Consider the following 17,540-nt stretch of genomic DNA (forward strand, 5'->3'; position numbering starts at 1 on the left):
AAATGTCCAAAATTATTATCTCAGAAGAATCTATTTTCACTGATTTAGAAGTATCCAATAAAGAGGAGGCATTAAGGATACTGGCAGACTCACTTTTAGATCAAGGGTTTATCCATGATAGTTTCTATGAAAGCTTGATAAAAAGAGAAAAAAATTTTCCAACGGGCTTGGAAACCTATGACATGGGAATTGCCATTCCCCACACTGAACCCCAACATGTTAAGCAAGATTCTATTGCTGTAGCTGTTTTGGATAAACCAATATTATTTCAAGATATGGTGGATAAAAACAATAGTATTAATGTGAAAGTCATTTTTCTACTAGGTTTGTCGAAAAGTACAAAGCATTTAAATATTCTAAAACAAATTTTTGAGTTAATTAAAGAAGAAGGGTCTCTAGGTGAAATTTCGAGTATGTCTAAGACCCATCTTTATAGTTATCTAGAAGAGAAATTGACTGCAGAGTAAAATTATAAATCAGGAGGAATTCAAAATGAAAAAAAATGTTGTATTTGCGTGTTCGAGTGGGATTGCAACTTCAACGGTAGTAGCAGAGAAAGTAGTAGAACATTGTAAAGACCATGGGATTGAAGTCGTGTATCAACAGGCAATCATAGGGGAATTACCTTCACTAGATAACTCAGCTGATTTAATTGTAGTAACTTCACAAGTAGAAACAAAATTAAATACACCTCTTGTCAACGCATTACCTATTATTACAGGCGTTGGGGAAGAAGAATTGCTCGATAAAATTATTACATTGTTAAAGGGGTGAACTAAATCGGACAACAGATTTGCTGATCAATAAATAATAATTGGGGGATTTCAAAATGAAAAAAAATATTGTATTTGCGTGTTCGAGTGGGATTGCAACTTCAACGGTAGTAGCAGAGAAGGTAGTAGAGCATTGTAAAGGCCATGGGATTGATGTTGTGTATCAACAGGCAATCATAGGGGAATTACCTTCACTAGATAACTCAGCTGATTTAATTGTAGTAACTTCACAAGTAGAAACAAAATTAAATACACCTCTTGTCAACGCATTACCTATTATTACAGGGGTTGGAGAAGAAGAGCTGCTTGATAAAATTATTAAACTGTTGAAGGGGTGAACTAAATGGGACAACAGATATTAGAAGCATTCCAGTACATTCTTAGTTTTGGACCTACGGTTATGTTGCCAATTGTTGTATTTATACTAGCGATCTGTTTTCGAGTTAAACCAGCGAAGGCTTTAAGATCCTCTGTAATTATAGGTATGGGTTTTGTTGGAATTTTCCTAATATTCAATCTACTGATTGAGAGCGTTGGACCTGCAGCTCAAGCTATGGTGGATAGAACAGGAATTGATTTACCAGTGGTCGACACTGGATGGCCGCCACTTGCTGCAATTGCTTTTGCATCACCAATCGCACCGTTTGTAATTCCTATGGTTGTTTTACTAAACATTTCCATGATAATGCTTCGTTGGACAAAAACTGTCGATATTGATTTATGGAACTACTGGCATTTTGCCTTTGCAGGGGCGCTAGTTTATAGTGCAACAGGTAACTTTTTCTTAGGATTGCTTGCTGCCGCCATAGCTACAGTCACAATTCTTAAAATGGCTGATTGGTCTGCTCCATATATACAGAAACGATTTAATTTGCCTGGTATTTCCCTTCCCACATTATCGGCAGTCATATTTTTTCCAGTTGGAGTATTAGGAAATAAAATTATTGGTTCCATACCTGGGGTAAGGAACTTAAAAGCTGATCCAGATTCAATTCAAAAACGCTTCGGAGTATTTGGTGAACCGATGATGATCGGTCTGATTTTGGGAATTATTATTGGAATTCTCGCAGGATACGATGCGGATGGAGTATTGAAATTAGGAATGAACTTGGGAGCAGTTATGCTTATTATGCCTCGTATGGTTCGTATCCTTATGGAGGGTTTAATCCCACTGTCTGATGCAATTCGTGCCTTGCTCAAAAAGAGATTCCCTGATCGGGATGATATTACCATCGGACTTGATATTGCAGTTGCGATTGGTAATCCGGCAGTTATTTCAACAGCCTTATTGATGACACCAATTACAATATTGCTAGCTGTTATTCTTCCAGGAAATAAGATTATTCCACTAGGTGATTTATCAACTTTAACTGTGCCAATGGCAATGATTGTTCTTGCTTGCGGAGGTAATATTATACGATCAATTATTATTGGTATACCAGTTATTATCGCAAACTTATACATCGCTTCTTATCTGGCTCCACTTGTTACGCAAGTAGCAAAAAGTATTAATTTCCAATTCCCAGAAGGGGCATCAGAATTGGTGAACAGCTTCTTAGACGGCGGTAATCCATTCCGCTATTGGATGGTCATGTTATCCCAAGGGAATATCTATGCTATTGGAGCCATTCCAGTTGTAGGTCTTGTTATTTGGTCGGCATATAAAATAACCAAAAAAGATTTTGATGAGAATGGTAAATTGAAGGATGTTTCTTAGACTATCTGAAGTTAGTTTATTAAAGACAAGGAGGTACTTGCTAACTAAAGGGACAATGCTTTTAGTAAGGTACCTCTCCTCTTATTCTTAAAAAGGAGATCTAATAATGAGAGCTATTGCATTTCACGATGTTAATGATTTTCGAATAGAAGAAGTTGAAGATCCAAAAATTGGTTTCGGAGAAGTACTCTTGAAGTTAAAAGCCTGTGGATTATGCGGGACGGATATTCACAAAGCAATTCATAAAACCGTTAATCCAGGGACTGTTCTTGGGCATGAATATGCAGGTGAGATTGTTAAGGTAGGGGAAGGTGTTACGAAATTTAAAATTGGAGACAGAGTTGTTGGTGCTATCCATGTTCCCTGTTTCACTTGTCATTATTGTCAACGACAGCATTATACACTTTGTCCTGAATTTAGAGAAACGAATATTGATCCTGGCGGCTTTGCAGAATATATCCGATTATCTGAAAAACATGTACGCCATTTACTTTTTGGAATTCCTGACAGTATGAGCTACCAGCACGCATCTTTAGCAGAACCAGTAGCTTGTTGTATTCATGGACAAAAAGCTGCAGAAATACGTCCTGGAGATAATGTTTTAATTATGGGGGCAGGACCGATCGGGGTGATTCATGGCCAACTCCTAAAACATAAGGATGTAAGTAATGTAATTATTTCTGACGTTTCTTCGTATAAGCTGTCAAAAGCTAAAGAGTTTGGTATCGATTACACAGTAAATATTAAAAATGATAGTCTCAAGGATGTTGTTGATAAGGTTACTGATAATCAAGGTGTAGATATTGTTATCATTGCTGCAGGTGTTTCCTCTCTGTTACCAGAAGCAGTACAACTGCTAAGACGCGGCGGACGAGTGATCTGTTTTTCTCCCTTTGAAAAATATCCTGAAGTGACTATTGATGCAGGAAGATTCTTTAAGGACGAAATATCAATAGTCGGTACCTACAGTGTATCCCCATATGAATTTGAGGAAGCTATTTTAAACATATCAAATGGAACAATAGATGCAGAAAAAATGATTACACATGAAATGGCCATTGATCAAGTAGGCGAAGCGATTACATTTGCCGCAAGTCCTGATGAAGAAGTTATGAAAGTAGTTATTGTAGATTAAATTATAAGGAGAGATTTAGTATGCCATTAGTAAATATGAAATCGTTCTTACAATTATTAGAAGAGAAAAATCTTATTGCTCCAGCCTTTAATACTACCAATTTAGAAATGACACTGTCTATTATCAGGGGAGCAGAAGAGGCAGGGCTTCCAGTTATTGTCCAAATTGCTCCTACAAACGTTAAGCTGTCTGGATACGATTACATTGCCAATATTGTAAAATCTACTGCGGAGAAAGTAGAAGTGCCTGTAACTTTACACTTAGATCATGGCATGACCTTTGAGGATGTAAAAAATGCCGTAGAAGCTGGTTTTAACTCTGTCATGATTGATGCTTCAAAATTACCGTATGAAGAAAATATTCAATTTACTAGAGAAGTTGTAGAGTATTGTCATGCTCGAGGAGTTTCGGTAGAAGCTGAATTAGGAGAATTAAGTGGCAAAGAAGATGATCACGAGAGTGATGATTCGGCACAAACAGATCCTAACCTTGCAAGAGAATTTGTAGAGCGTACAGGAATCGATCTTTTAGCTGTATCCGTAGGAAATATTCATGGTTTAGATGAACAACCAAAAATTAACCTGGAATTACTTCGTGAAATAGCAGATACTGTTGAGATTCCATTAGTCATTCATGGAGGCTCTGGAATTCCTGATGATATATTAAAGCAATTAAAAAATTACAATGTACGCAAAATAAATCTTGCGAGTGATCTTCGTAAACGATTTATTGCGTCTGTCGGTAAACGGTATGAACAAAACCCAAATGAATATAACCTTATTAGCGTATTGCTAGAAGCACAATCTGAGGTTAAAGAAGTAGTTATTAATAAATTTAGCACTTTAAATAGATAATGTTTCTAAAGGATGGGGTTGAAGATGTATGTAATTGGAATTGATATTGGAACAACTAACGTAAAACTTTGTCTATTTCAATTACCAAATTTCGAATTAGTGGAAGTGTATCGTTTTTCTACTCCTACTAAATGGAATGAAAAAGAATCAGAGTTTGAAATGGATAAAATTTGGGAGGGTGTGAAGGAAGGGCTTTACGTTCTCTCAAAAAAAATTAAAAACCCAAAAGAGATAAAAACTATTTCGATAGCCAGTGCAGCTCAAACTATCGTTTTATTAGACGAACATAATCAAATCTTAGAACCCACCATCACATGGTATGATCCTCGCTCTAAATCTGAAGCTGAACTAGTCAACAATATTGTTGGAAGGGAAGAAATATATAAGATTACTGGGATAGTCTCTCACAGTAATCATAGTCTTACCAAGCTACTTTGGATTAGAGATCATTTTCCTGATCAATATCTAAAATTAAAAAAATGGACATGCTTGTCAGGTTTTATTGCTTTTAAGCTATCTGGAATATACGCGACAGATGTGAGCCTTGCATCCAGAACGTTACTGCTAGATATGTCTACCCGAAAATGGTCAAAACATTTAATTGAAGACTTTGAACTGGAAGTTCAAACGTTTCCTACTATTGTTGAGTCTGGTACAGCTATTTCTTTTCTTAAAGATTCTCTGGCTATTGAGGTTGGATTAAGTCCTAATACAACTATTTCAATAGCTGGTCACGATCATATGGCAGGATCAATAATTACTAATTTGGATGTGGATAAGGAACTGCTAAACTCAACTGGAACAACAGAAGGGTTACTTTTATTGAAAAAAGATTCATTTTTAAATAGTGACTTTCAGCAAAATGCTATTTCAAATGGTTTATATGTAAAAGACAATTTGTTCAGTCTCTATGGATCAATGCCAACAGCTGGTTATAGTATAAATTGGTTTACAAGAAATTTTTTATCCTCTCTTGATGAATTAACTCAAATGAGTGATGGATTATATAAAGAATACCAGAAAAACTCGAAGGAGTTTATAGAAAATTTGCTGGTTTTTATTCCACATTTAAGAGGAAGTGGTCCCCCACATCGTGATTCTCATTCTAAAGGAATCTTATATGGAATACAGGACCAAACAGAAAAGAGAGATATTTTATACTCGATTTTTGCTGGCCTATGCTTCGAATTGAGAAATTTAAAAGACGCATATATAGATCTAACAGATCAAGATATCAAGAGTATTAAAGTTATTGGCCCGGCCACATTAAACCCATTATGGCTACAGTTAAAAGCAGATATTCTTAACTGCGAAGTACTTTCTTATAAAACAGAGGAAGCTGTTTCAAAAGGCGGCGCCATGTTAGCAGCATTAAAGCAAAACTTTATTGACCAGATACACGTTAATTCATTTGATAGGTATCTTCCATCACAAGAAAATTTTAAACTGTATGATGAGTACTTTAACAGGATGTATACTCCACTCTCAAAAATAAAAAGAGAATTTGATTTATATAAGTCGACGGAGATTTGATGCTTAACACATGAAAGCTTTAAGAAAAGCAGCTGATGCTGTAATTAAATTTTATGGGATGCAGTAAGTACGGAGGTGGTATTGGAAATGGAATCATTATGTTTCTATGGAATTCAGGATTTGAGATATGAAGAGTCTCCTCTACCAACAATTGAACAGAACGATGAAGTTATTATTAGAGTAAGAAATGCAGGTATCTGTGGTTCAGATATTTCACGTTATAAAAAATTGGGCCCTGTGACTCCCGGTAACATTTGGGGACACGAATATGCTGGTGAGGTAGTTGAATTTAGCGATAATGTAACGGATTTGCATGTGGGCGCTCGAGTGGCTGTATGTCCTGCGCTTTATTGTGGAAAGTGTGAGTATTGTCGTTCAGGCTACTTTGCAGCATGTCCTGAATTACTTGTAACAGGCGCAAAAGTCCCCGGCGGATTTGCTACATACGTGAAGGTTCCAAGAGAAAATGTTATTTGTATCCCAGATAGTGTTTCTTTTGAAGAAGCTGCCTTTGTCGAGCCATCTGCAGTTGCGCTTCATGGACTTTTTAAAACAAACATGCAGCCAGGATACTCTGTTGCTGTTTATGGATGTGGAACAATTGGTTTACTTGTAATCCAATGGGCAAAAATTTTTGGTGCAGAAAGAGTATATGCTATTGATATTGAAAAAGAGAAATTAACCTTAGCTAAACAAGTTGGAGCCGATGTATTAATAAATCCGAAAGATAGAAATACATTTGAACAAATCATGACATTTACTAACGGGCATGGAGTTGATTTGGCAGTTGAATCTGCCGGATCTCCCATTACTTCTGCTCAAATATTCGCCTTACCAAAAAAAGGGGGAGAAGTAGTTTTTATGGGTATTCCGTATGCTGATGTGCCGATTGACCGTTTCTATTTTGAAAGAATAGTTCGTCGAGAGTTACATGTTTATGGGTCATGGAACGCCATATCCTCGCCGTTCCCCGGTAGGGAGTTTCATGCAACCATTCACTGTATGAATACAGGACAATTACAAGTAAAACCTCTTATATCTCATCGTGTTCCCCTTGAGATGGGACCAGAAATGTTTGAACGGATCATAAGTAATAAAGAGGTATTTACAAAGGTTATGTTCGAACTGTAAATTATTGAAATTGTTTACAAGAGTGTCTTAGAAGGCGTAACATTGAAATTTTGTGTTTTTGAAAATTCTCACGCACAAAACGTGCTTTGTTCACCTAGCACGCACAATTGCCCATAAAGTAAGCGTTGACGACCGGGACGAGAAATATATTGCGACTTTAAAACGGTTTATTTATATCTCCAAAAAGAACTTAAACAACAATGGATGGAAAATGCTATTTTAAGCAAGCTCCATCCTCTCTGAGATCTCCTTTCTAATAGACAGATAAAAAAGAACTTTATCTTCTAATCGAGAAGGGGATTTTCTATAGGTATATATCAAAAAACATATGAAATTTACTTTTAAAAAAATGGAAGAATTAATCTCTTATAGATAAAGACTCAAGGAACCCAGATAGTCTTCAAACAGGATTATTAGCCGTGAACAATCTTATGGCAAGGCGTAAATATTTGCAAGAGAGGAGTGAAGGTACAATGAAAGCAGTAGTGAAAGCAGAACCAGGTTATGACAATATGTCGCTAGTAGAAATTCCAGAACCAAAAGGAATAGGGGATTTAGTTAAAATTAAAGTTGCTTACACTGGAATTTGCGGTACGGACATTCATACATTTACCGGAGAATATAGAAATTCAAAAACTCCCGTTGTTTTGGGGCATGAATTTTCCGGAGTTGTTGTAGAAGTTGGAGACGCAGTAAAAAATATTAAGGTAGGGGACAGGGTTACAAGCGAAACCACATTCACAACATGCGGCTTGTGCGAATACTGCTTAGAAAAAGATTATAATTTATGCTTTTCCCGTAAAGGAATCGGAACTCAAGTAAATGGCAGTATGTCTGAATATGTAGTTTCTCGCGAAGAAAGTGTTCACGTTTTGTCTGAGAATATAAGCCTTGAAGCAGCAGCCCTAACTGAGCCGTTAGCTTGTTGTGTACATGCGGCTTTAGAAAAAACAACTATTAATAAAGGCGACAAAGTTCTTATTTTTGGACCAGGACCAATTGGTCTACTCCAATGCCAAGTTGTGAAAGCACAAGGTGCGTTTGTCATTTTAGCAGGCATCACAAAGGATAAGCAGCGCTTAGAATTAGCTAAATCATTTGGTGTAGACGTAATTGTCGATGTTCAAGAAGAGAGTTTAGAAGAAGTTATCATGAAACATACCGATGGTTATGGAGTTGATATAGCGTTTGAATGCTCTGGTGCAGTGCCAGCGCTTAATCAAGGCTTGCCATTGGTAAGGAAAAAAGGAACATTTGTACAAGTGGGTATTTTTGCGAATAAAATGAACCAGCTGGATCAAGAATCGATTGTTCAGAGAGAATTAAAGTATCTTGGTACACGTTCCCAAAAACCTAGCTCATGGCACATAGCTTTACAACTTCTAGAAGAACAAAAGATTGATACAGACATAATGATTACAAAAATTGTTCCTTTAGAAGAATGGCGCGAAGGATTTGAGGCAGTAATGGCTGGAAGCCAAATTAAGGTTATTATTGCGTCATAATCTCATAATTTCTATGCTATGAACTGAATCATTTCGTACCCTTTTTGAATCCTAGTCTCTTTTCCGTTACTTAACAAAACATCCTTTCAAAGCATCTCGATTCATAGTTCAACTTATATAACATTCTAGGATATTAATTCGTGTACCACACATATAACCCTAACAAATAATATAAATAGTTTAGCTTGATTTTAATTAATATTAGATAAAAGGAGATTTAAAAATGACAGAAAAAACATTTACCATAATTGAAAAAACGGGTATCCATGCCCGCCCAGCAACAACATTAGTTCAAAACGCTAGCAAATTTAACTCGGAAGTAAACCTTGAATACAATGGCAAAAAGGTCAATTTAAAGTCTATTATGGGGGTTATGTCACTTGGTATTGCCCATGGAGATCAAATTAAAATCATAGCTGAAGGAACTGATGAAAAGGAAGCGATCCTGTCTCTTGAAGACACCATAATAAAAGAAAAACTGGGTGAATAAAAACACAATTGCCTATAAACTTTTAGACAGTTTTATCTAAAAAAGTTGAACTAATTGATCTGGACCATCATTTTCGAGTATACACAAAGGAAAAACTTGCTAGAGGATGAATCCGAATGAAACAAGAACTGTTTTACAGTGAAAAATAACAGGATATTAATTACTAATTAATCAGAGCTGTCCTTTGACGGCTTTTTCTTTTTGAAATAATAGGTCTTGATTAGTTTATGTTAGATGTTTTAGTCACTCGAGATAAAGAAGTATCCAAAGAAAAATTATTTTGATATATCCAATCCCTTAATTATTTGAGAATGTTTGGTGTGTGAAATTGAAATTAAAACACTTACATTTCCTATTATCTGTGTATAAATACCTGAAAATATGAAATTATCTTTAAATTCAGATGATTCAGTGTTATTATTTTATAAGAATATTCAAACTATTAAATTGGAAGGTGAGGGAACTCATATGTCACAGATGTTGGCTTTGGTTATTGTTATTCTGATTTTATTTGTAGGGGACATAGTGGCGGTTCGAACAAAAGCCTGGGTACCTTCCGTTTTCATTTCCGCGATTCTATTTCTTTGTGGTTATTGGACATTCTTCCCGCAAGACATCGTTTCAATAGCAGGTGTTCCACCGGTAGTGGCAACCATGATGATGTACTTATTGATCACGAATATGGGAACATTGCTTTCAATAAGGGAATTGGTGAATCAATGGAAGACGATTGTCATCTCCTTATCTGGTATTCTTGGCATTGTTGCACTATTATTCGGAATTGGCATCTTTATTTTTGATCTGCAAACTGTCCTTGTAGCGGTTCCACCATTAGTGGGAGGTATGGTTTCTTCAATAATCATGTCAGAAGGAGCGGCAGATGCAGGACTTACGAGCTTGTCCGTTTTTGCCATTGTTATTTATGTCATGCAAGGCTTCGCTGGATATCCTTTAACTTCAATTGTCTTGAAGAAAGAAGGGAAGAAGCTTTTGGGGCAATACCGCAATGGAAAGTTAACGGTAAAAAAGGATGAAACTGCAGCCGCTGCAGAAGGCCTGACGGAACTTAGGCTGTTTAAGAAACTTCCTGAAAAATATAATACAGAGTATTTCAAATTTTTAAGACTTGCAGTTGTTGCTTTACTTGCTTACCTAGTTTCGAGTGGATTAGAGCCGATTATATCTATAAATGCATTTGTTCTTTGCTTACTATTCGGGGTTATTGGAAAAAGTATCGGTTTCTTGGAAAGACAGACACTGCAAAAAGCAAATGGATTTGGATTTGCCATCATGGCCCTTATGCTTTTCGTCTTTGATGGATTGAAAAATGCAACACCAAGTATGATGATGGAGATTCTTTACCCACTTGTTGTTTGCATTATCTTAGCTGTGATTGGTATGTATATATTCTCATTCATAGCAGGGAAATTGTTAAAAGTCAGCAAAGAAATGGCCTTTGCTGTATCTTTAACTGCATTATACGGATTTCCAGCTGATTACATTATCACCAATGAAGTCGTCAATTCATTAACAAAAGACGAAAATGAAAAAGAAGCATTGCTAAGCCATATGCTGCCGCCGATGCTTGTTGGCGGATTTATATCGGTAACAATCGTATCGGTTATTTTGGCAGGAATATTCGTACAATTCTTGTAAAATAGGAGGGATTCTAAGTGAGGCTTAGCGAACGTATAGAAAAGCAAATAAATGATTTGAGCGAATTTACATCAACACCCGGAGAAGGGACTACCCGGCTTACGTATAGCAAGGAAGACTTGCTTACACGTAATTATATAAAAAATAAAATGTTGGAATACGGCCTGACAGTAAAGGAAGATGGATTTGGAAATGTTTTTGGAAAGCTTGAGGGTACTTTAAAAGATGCACCAAGCGTTCTGTTAGGTTCACATTTTGATTCCGTACCAAATGGCGGTGCGTATGACGGACCAGCCGGTGTAATGGTCGCACTTGAAGTGGCTGCCCTATTTGCAGAAAATCAATTAACACCTAAATATCCATTGGAAATCGTTGCCCTGATTGAAGAAGAAGGAGCTCGTTTTGGCGGAGGGCTAATGGGGTCGAGAGGAATAGTGGGAACGCTTAGTGAGGAAAGTTTTAAAAATTTAAAGGATAAAGATGGTATCACCACAATTGAAGCGATGTCAAAAATTGGACTGGATTTCTCTCTTCCGAAAAGAAGAAATCCCAATAGCATTAAAGCATTTCTCGAATTGCATATAGAACAAGGTCCAATCCTTGAAGAGAAGAATATCCCCATTGGTGTTGTAGAAGCTATTGTTGGTTTAACTCAATTTGAAGTAACCATTGAAGGAAAGGCAGGACATGCAGGCACAACCCCAATGGATCGCCGTACGGACGCATTGGTTGCTGCCGCTCAAATTATTTCTCAATTACCGAACTTTGCAATTGAGGAAGGAGAAGGAACGGTTATAACGACAGGACGACTAGATGTTTTACCAAATGGAGCAAACGTCATACCGAATAAAGTGGTATTTTCGGTAGATATTCGATCAAGCAAGGAAGAACATATTAACAATGTCATCAGGCGGATGAAAGAATTAATCGAATCCTATCAGGTACAGGGGATCCATACAACGGCTGAACAGCTGTTGTATATGCCGCCAAAGATATTGAGCAATGAGATTAAGGATTTATTAAAAGATAAAAGTTCTGATATGGAAATTCCATACTGTTCCATTGATAGTGGAGCAGGTCATGATGCGATGGTTTTTTCCGATGTGACTGATGTTGGCATGCTTTTTGTTCCAAGTAAAGCAGGACTAAGTCATTGCCCAGAGGAATGGTCTGATGCACGTCATTTGGCAAATGGAGTGCAAATATTTTACGAAGTGGCTAAATGTTTAACGGAGGTAGAATAAGAATGATTAATCAAACGATAAAAGAAGCGATTCAAAATTATAGTGATGAATTAACAGAAATACGCAGAAAACTTCATAGCGAACCTGAGTTATCATGGGAAGAAGAAAATACAACTGCCTTTGTTTGTGACTACCTTGAAAAATTAGGGATTACTTATCGAAAAGCAGAACCAACAGGTGTCATTGCAGAAATTAAAGGCGGTAAGGCTGGAAAGACCGTCGCTTTAAGAGCAGATATGGACGCCCTTTCTGTAGAAGAACTAAATAAAGACTTGCCGTATGCTTCAAAAGAAGAAGGGAAAATGCATGCATGTGGTCATGATGCACACACATCCATGCTATTAATTGCAGCGAAGGCACTAAACGAAATAAAAGAAGAATTACCTGGGAATGTGCGCTTCATATTCCAACCAGCCGAAGAAGTAGCAACAGGTGCAAGGGAAATGGTTAAACAGGGGGCCGTTGAAGGTGTTGATAATGTTTTTGGCATACATATTTGGTCGCAAATGCCAACAAACAAAGTCGCTTGCACTCAAGGACCTTCATTCGCTTCAGCAGATATCTTTACCGTAACCTTTAAAGGAAGAGGGGGACATGGTGCAATGCCGCAGGACTGTATCGATGCAACTATTGTCGCCTCTTCATTCGTCATGAATGTACAGTCCGTCGTATCAAGAACGGTCGACCCACAAAATCCCGCTGTTTTGACAGTTGGAAAAATGGTCGTTGGCACACGTTTTAATGTCATTGCAGAAAATGCCGTCATTGAAGGGACTGTCCGTTGTTTTGATTCTAAAACACGTGACCATATTGAAAAGCAGCTCCAGATTTATGCTGAAAATGTTGCGAACATTTACGGTGCGACCGCAAAGGTTGATTACTACCGTGGCACGCAAGCTGTCATTAATGATGAATATAGTGCCAAATTAGTGCAAAAGGTGGCCTCACAAGCGTTTGGCGAAGACGCAATATATAATGAAAAGCCAACAATGGGGGGCGAAGACTTTAGCTTCTATTTAGATGAAGTACCCGGAAGTTTCGCTTTAGTGGGATCAGGAAACCCTGAAAAGGATACGGAATGGGCGCATCATCACGGGAAATTCAACATCGACGAGGATGCGCTTGCTACCGGTTCAGAACTTTATGCCCAATATGCATGGGCGTATTTGAATGAATAACGGACTGAAAAGAAGAAGGAACTTGGACAATTTCAAAACAGTCTTTCAATGTCAGAAGGCCGCCAATTGGCGGCCTTCTGGCGTTAAGGGTTACATTTTACTACAAGGGCGTTGCATACAGTCAAAAAGGGAATGGATTTTACCATTCCTTTTTGTTTTCCATTAACAAGGAATGAAACAACAAAGGTATCTTGTGTCGAAATTAAAATGAGAAATCAATTAATTACCACGAAAAACTTAAAAAAACTTAAAATAATGCAAATTTTATTGCTATTAAAATTAAGTAGACTTATAATTGGATCTATAGGGTGACATCATGTAACTGGACCAGTGACTATTTCAACAGATATGAATGGATTGAAATTGTAAAAATAAATCCAAAAACACCACTAGAAGAGATATGAAAGATTGGAAGAAAAGAGTAAATCCAATCAAATACCGGGCTGGATGCCTCTTGTTCTCCAATGAAGTTTATAATCATGATCATCTTAAAATACGAACGTACTAAAGGAGGATTTCACAGGTGAATCAGGAAAAAGAAGGTTTGTCCCGCAGAAAGTTTATAGGTAACGTCTGTAAAATTGGAAGCGCTTCCGCCGTTCTCGGTGTCACGGACACGGTGGGATTATTTATGCCTGAGACGGCAAGTGCTGAGGCTGAGAGGAAGGCTGGCCATAACACCAAAAAACCAGGAAAGAACAGTTCCTACATATTGATGAATGTTAGATTGGAAAGTGGATACAAGTATAAAGATGGCCAGGTCGTCGCAACCGAAACCGTATTGAGGAACCTCCATATTGTAAAAGGCATCATTACCAGAATACTAGATACCAAGTCCCCTTATGGAAAAGGTGTCGATTGCTACGACGCGAAAGGCATGCTACTACTTCCTTCTTTTAGAGATATGCATATTCATTTGGATAAAACCTTTTATGGCGGTCCTTGGAGAGCGGCTGCGACGAGGAAAAATGGCATTTTTGACATGATTACCTTGGAGCAGACACTGCTGCTGGAGCTCCTTCCAACAGCTCAGGAGCGTGCGGAGAAATTAATTGAACTAATTCTTGGCTATGGCTCAACTTATGTCAGAAGCCATTGCAACATCGATCCAGTCGTTGGCTTGAAAAATCTTGAAAAACTAAATCTGGCCTTAGCGAACTATTCAGATAAAATATCACATGAAATCGTTGGATTTCCTCAACATGGCCTACTACGTTCAAATTCTCAGGGATTGATACGCGAAGCCATGCAGCTCGGAGTTACACATGTTGGCGGACTTGATCCAACCTTAGTTGACGGGGATATGGAAAAATCGTTGCAAACGATGGTACAGATCGCTGTTGACTACAAAGCAGGTATTGATATTCACCTTCATGAAGGTGGCGAAACGGGTTTGAAGGCAATACGTCGATTGGCTGATCTGACTGAGGAAGCGGGTCTGCAGGGAAAAGTGACGATCAGTCATGCGTTTTCGCTCGCTTCGTTAGGGGATGGCGCCGACGTAGAAATGGCAAAGCGCCTTGCATCGCTGGGTATTTCCATCGCCTCAACCGTTCCAATCGGCAAAGACGTAATGCCGATTCCGCTCCTTCAGAAGCATAAGGTGAACGTCATGCTAGGTAATGATAGTATTACGGATCACTGGTCACCATTCGGGATTGGCGATACGCTGCAGAAGGCACATCTCGCCTCAGATCTATACGGATGGTCAAACGAATACAACCTGTCTCGCTCACTTTCCCTTGCTACCGGTGGCATTACACCGTTAGACGAGGCTGGTAAGCAAATATGGCCAAAGGTAGGCGATGCCGCGACTGCTGTACTCATTCCAGCAAGCTGCTCGGCCGAAGCCGTAGCCCGACTGCCTAAGCGTGCTGCCGTATTGCATAAGGGAACTCTCTCTTCGGGTTCTCTGGATAGCGTGAAGCCTAAGCTTCATACCAATTAAAAGGGTATGACAATGTTAATGAACCTTGGTAAAAAAGAATTGGGATAGGTTCGATGAGCACATTAACGTTTAACGTTTTAAAGGAATTACAAAATATGAATACTGATGGGGGAAGTTATGCTACAAAATATTGGAATACCAGGATTGATGCTAATTTTAGTGATTGCCCTTATTATTTTCGGCCCTTCAAAGTTACCGGAAATCGGAAGGGCGTTTGGCTCAACATTAAGAGAATTTAAAAAGTCTACCAGAGACCTTGTTGCAGATGACACTAATGCAGATGTGACCAATAAGAAAGAAAGCTAATCAAATAAATGAAGAGGGGATGTAGGATCTGTCTTACATCTTTTTTTCCTGGAGTGATGAAGTTGGAAAATCAAAAAAAAACGAGCATGATTCAGCACCTTGAGGAGTTACGTAAACGTATTATTATCACGTTAGTCGTTTTCACGCTGTTCCTCGTACTGACATTTATATATGTTCAAGATATTTATAATGTAATAGTTAAAGACTTGCCGTTTAAGCTAGCCCTGTTAGGACCGAGTGACATCATACTCGTTTATTTAATGATTGCCACCGTCGTTGCCATCGCGGCTACTATACCGGTTGCTGCTCACCAAACTTGGCTGTTTGTACGTCCAGCGTTAACAGCAAAAGAACGCAAGGTTACTAGCGCTTATATTCCAGCTCTATTTATTCTATTCATATTAGGAATCAGTTTTGGTTACTTTATTTTATTTCCTATTGTCCTAAATTTTTTAATGTCTCTATCAAACGGCATGTTTACTACTTTCTTTACAACGGAGAAATATTTCCGGTTTATGCTTCATATGACATTGCCTTTTGGATTTCTGTTTGAAATGCCCGTTGTTATCATGTTTCTAACAAGTTTAGGAATTATAAATCCATACCGTTTGCAAAAAATTAGGAAATATTCTTACTTTATTTTAATAGTTATTTCAATTTTGATTACTCCACCAGACTTTCTATCAGATATCCTAGTTACAATACCTTTATTACTCTTATATGAAAGCAGTGTCAGCTTATCTAAATTCGTATATAATCGACATCAATGGGAAAAAGAAAGTAAAAAATATGAATCTGTCTAAAAGGGTCTTGCACCAAGATAGTAGCATCTCCATTTTAAGGTTGATTTTTTTTATGTCCGGAATAACCCCATACAATGGTCGGAATCTATATTTTGGTGGGCTGTCCGACATGTTTAATCCCTGGTTAATATCCCCGATATGAAATTCTGATAACTAAGTATATTGATTAATGTGTTCGGCATTTACTAATAATCTACCCTCAAAAGCTTAATTATCCTTAAAAAAATTCATGTTTCTTTGTGATTAAACTTGGATTAACTTATAATTAAATTACGAGGTGAGATCATGCTACAGGATGAACGACTAGACGCCATTGTTCAATATTTAAACGAACACGAACGGATTGATATTGAAACAATTTGTAAAATAAATAATGTATCTAAAGATACGGCCAGAAGAGACTTAATCAATTTAGAAGAGATGAGGAAGATCATTCGAATACGGGGTGGGGCGAAAAAGGCTCTGCTTTCCAATGAAGTCCATAATTATGGTGAGCGCATGAACATGGCATCGGAAGCTAAAGGCAAGATCGGAAAATTTGCAGCTTCTTTGATAAACAACGGGGATCATCTTATTTTGGATGCCTCTACAACAGTTCAATTTGTAGCTAAATATTTAACGAGCCGGAACAACACTGTCGTGACTAATTCGATTAACATTGCCAGTGTATTAAGCCAGAGGGACGATATAAAAGTTAATTTATTAGGCGGAACATTAAGCACTAGACACCAAGCCATTTATGGTTCAAGAGCCATCAGGGATGTACAAGATTATAAGGTGAATAAATGCATCATTGGTACTTGCGGAATATCTGCTGAAGGACTGTCTACATCCATCGAGGAAGAAGGTCTCCTCGTTCACGAAATGATTAAGCGTTCTGACCAGGTCATTGTGATTGCAGATTCAACGAAGTTTAATAAAACTTTTTTTCAAAAGGTATGTGACTTAAACTCCGTTGATATAGTGATTACAGACAAAGAAGTACCAAAAAACATGCAGGAAATCTTAAATAAACATGTGGTAGAAGTGATTGTGGTTCCAGGTCATGAAAGAGACGAGTAATAGTTTTATGGGTTCGATTTACTGCTAATTATATTAAACTCATAACAGCGGTTAATGCTTAAATTGAGGATATACAATATAGTGTTGAACGAAAAGCAAAAAAGATATGTTTGTGAATCATGTAAAAAAAATTATGAAAAAAGAGCGCCCAAGAGGTGCTCTTTTTTCAGTGGATAGATTGATGAAGTTCTTTTTAATCATTTGT

General features: G+C 37.6%; 17 protein-coding genes. All 17 read left to right on the forward strand.

All coding sequences use genetic code 11. The annotated features are described in order from the left end of the window. Positions 1-2: 2 nt before the first annotated feature. The 17 genes from MKX49_RS08335 to MKX49_RS08415 all read left to right on the forward strand — a co-directional run bounded on the left by MKX49_RS08335 (position 3) and on the right by MKX49_RS08415 (position 17,335). The gene (locus tag MKX49_RS08335; RefSeq protein ID WP_340876024.1) at positions 3-467 is read left to right on the forward strand and encodes a PTS sugar transporter subunit IIA; all 465 of its coding nucleotides are present in this window, start codon (positions 3-5) and stop codon (positions 465-467) included. Positions 468-492: 25 nt separating this feature from the next. Further along, the gene (locus tag MKX49_RS08340) at positions 493-774 is read left to right on the forward strand and encodes a PTS sugar transporter subunit IIB (protein WP_072272825.1); all 282 of its coding nucleotides are present in this window, start codon (positions 493-495) and stop codon (positions 772-774) included. Between the two features lie 55 nt (positions 775-829). Next, the gene (locus MKX49_RS08345) at positions 830-1,111 is read left to right on the forward strand and encodes a PTS sugar transporter subunit IIB (protein WP_101221691.1); all 282 of its coding nucleotides are present in this window, start codon (positions 830-832) and stop codon (positions 1,109-1,111) included. Positions 1,112-1,116: 5 nt separating this feature from the next. After that, positions 1,117-2,490, forward strand: a complete 1,374-nt coding sequence (locus MKX49_RS08350) for a PTS galactitol transporter subunit IIC (protein ID WP_340876027.1) — start codon at positions 1,117-1,119, stop codon at positions 2,488-2,490. 106 nt (positions 2,491-2,596) lie between these two features. Continuing rightward, positions 2,597-3,625: an alcohol dehydrogenase catalytic domain-containing protein gene (locus MKX49_RS08355; protein ID WP_101221693.1), complete on the forward strand. Its 1,029-nt coding sequence runs from the start codon at positions 2,597-2,599 to the stop codon at positions 3,623-3,625. A gap of 20 nt (positions 3,626-3,645) precedes the next feature. Beyond that, complete coding sequence (locus MKX49_RS08360; protein ID WP_072272829.1) at positions 3,646-4,479, forward strand: class II aldolase; 834 nt, start codon at positions 3,646-3,648, stop codon at positions 4,477-4,479. Positions 4,480-4,503: 24 nt separating this feature from the next. Then, positions 4,504-6,012, forward strand: a complete 1,509-nt coding sequence (locus tag MKX49_RS08365) for an FGGY-family carbohydrate kinase (RefSeq protein WP_072272830.1) — start codon at positions 4,504-4,506, stop codon at positions 6,010-6,012. Positions 6,013-6,099: 87 nt separating this feature from the next. After that, positions 6,100-7,143: a galactitol-1-phosphate 5-dehydrogenase gene (locus MKX49_RS08370; protein ID WP_340876031.1), complete on the forward strand. Its 1,044-nt coding sequence runs from the start codon at positions 6,100-6,102 to the stop codon at positions 7,141-7,143. A gap of 473 nt (positions 7,144-7,616) precedes the next feature. Next, positions 7,617-8,648, forward strand: a complete 1,032-nt coding sequence (locus MKX49_RS08375) for a zinc-binding dehydrogenase (protein ID WP_323598130.1) — start codon at positions 7,617-7,619, stop codon at positions 8,646-8,648. A gap of 223 nt (positions 8,649-8,871) precedes the next feature. After that, positions 8,872-9,138: a phosphocarrier protein HPr gene (locus MKX49_RS08380; RefSeq protein ID WP_072272833.1), complete on the forward strand. Its 267-nt coding sequence runs from the start codon at positions 8,872-8,874 to the stop codon at positions 9,136-9,138. Between the two features lie 468 nt (positions 9,139-9,606). Next, the gene (locus tag MKX49_RS08385) at positions 9,607-10,794 is read left to right on the forward strand and encodes a hypothetical protein (RefSeq protein ID WP_072272834.1); all 1,188 of its coding nucleotides are present in this window, start codon (positions 9,607-9,609) and stop codon (positions 10,792-10,794) included. 17 nt (positions 10,795-10,811) lie between these two features. After that, a complete protein-coding gene (locus tag MKX49_RS08390) occupies positions 10,812-12,038 on the forward strand; it encodes a Zn-dependent hydrolase (protein ID WP_340876034.1) in 1,227 nt (408 codons plus the stop codon). A 2-nt stretch (positions 12,039-12,040) separates the two neighbouring features. Further along, complete coding sequence (locus tag MKX49_RS08395) at positions 12,041-13,216, forward strand: M20 family metallopeptidase (RefSeq protein ID WP_340876035.1); 1,176 nt, start codon at positions 12,041-12,043, stop codon at positions 13,214-13,216. A gap of 544 nt (positions 13,217-13,760) precedes the next feature. Further along, on the forward strand, positions 13,761-15,164 hold the full coding sequence (locus tag MKX49_RS08400; protein WP_340876036.1) for an amidohydrolase: 1,404 nt from the start codon (positions 13,761-13,763) through the stop codon (positions 15,162-15,164). A 117-nt stretch (positions 15,165-15,281) separates the two neighbouring features. Beyond that, entirely contained in the window at positions 15,282-15,470 is a 189-nt protein-coding gene (locus MKX49_RS08405; RefSeq protein WP_063236065.1) for a twin-arginine translocase TatA/TatE family subunit, read from the forward strand. A gap of 86 nt (positions 15,471-15,556) precedes the next feature. Further along, positions 15,557-16,273, forward strand: a complete 717-nt coding sequence (gene tatC, locus MKX49_RS08410) for a twin-arginine translocase subunit TatC (protein WP_439126778.1) — start codon at positions 15,557-15,559, stop codon at positions 16,271-16,273. Positions 16,274-16,558: 285 nt separating this feature from the next. Further along, positions 16,559-17,335: a DeoR/GlpR family DNA-binding transcription regulator gene (locus tag MKX49_RS08415; RefSeq protein ID WP_048687683.1), complete on the forward strand. Its 777-nt coding sequence runs from the start codon at positions 16,559-16,561 to the stop codon at positions 17,333-17,335. Positions 17,336-17,540 lie beyond the last annotated feature (205 nt).

It is taken from the genome of Peribacillus sp. FSL M8-0224 (assembly GCF_038003055.1).
Classification (GTDB): Bacteria; Bacillota; Bacilli; order Bacillales; family DSM-1321; genus Peribacillus; species Peribacillus frigoritolerans.

Bases quoted from the DNA above. Each gene is read 5' to 3' on its own strand.
- MKX49_RS08360 (WP_072272829.1), top strand. From the start codon at position 3,646: ATGCCATTAGTAAATATGAAATCGTTCTTACAATTATTAGAAGAGAAA.
- MKX49_RS08345 (WP_101221691.1), top strand. From the start codon at position 830: ATGAAAAAAAATATTGTATTTGCGTGTTCGAGTGGGATTGCAACTTCA.
- MKX49_RS08335 (WP_340876024.1), top strand. From the start codon at position 3: ATGTCCAAAATTATTATCTCAGAAGAATCTATTTTCACTGATTTAGAA.
- MKX49_RS08365 (WP_072272830.1), top strand. From the start codon at position 4,504: ATGTATGTAATTGGAATTGATATTGGAACAACTAACGTAAAACTTTGT.
- MKX49_RS08375 (WP_323598130.1), top strand. From the start codon at position 7,617: ATGAAAGCAGTAGTGAAAGCAGAACCAGGTTATGACAATATGTCGCTA.
- tatC (WP_439126778.1), top strand. From the start codon at position 15,557: ATGATTCAGCACCTTGAGGAGTTACGTAAACGTATTATTATCACGTTA.
- MKX49_RS08415 (WP_048687683.1), top strand. From the start codon at position 16,559: ATGCTACAGGATGAACGACTAGACGCCATTGTTCAATATTTAAACGAA.
- MKX49_RS08385 (WP_072272834.1), top strand. From the start codon at position 9,607: ATGTCACAGATGTTGGCTTTGGTTATTGTTATTCTGATTTTATTTGTA.
- MKX49_RS08405 (WP_063236065.1), top strand. From the start codon at position 15,282: ATGCTACAAAATATTGGAATACCAGGATTGATGCTAATTTTAGTGATT.
- MKX49_RS08340 (WP_072272825.1), top strand. From the start codon at position 493: ATGAAAAAAAATGTTGTATTTGCGTGTTCGAGTGGGATTGCAACTTCA.
- MKX49_RS08355 (WP_101221693.1), top strand. From the start codon at position 2,597: ATGAGAGCTATTGCATTTCACGATGTTAATGATTTTCGAATAGAAGAA.
- MKX49_RS08350 (WP_340876027.1), top strand. From the start codon at position 1,117: ATGGGACAACAGATATTAGAAGCATTCCAGTACATTCTTAGTTTTGGA.
- MKX49_RS08380 (WP_072272833.1), top strand. From the start codon at position 8,872: ATGACAGAAAAAACATTTACCATAATTGAAAAAACGGGTATCCATGCC.
- MKX49_RS08395 (WP_340876035.1), top strand. From the start codon at position 12,041: ATGATTAATCAAACGATAAAAGAAGCGATTCAAAATTATAGTGATGAA.
- MKX49_RS08370 (WP_340876031.1), top strand. From the start codon at position 6,100: ATGGAATCATTATGTTTCTATGGAATTCAGGATTTGAGATATGAAGAG.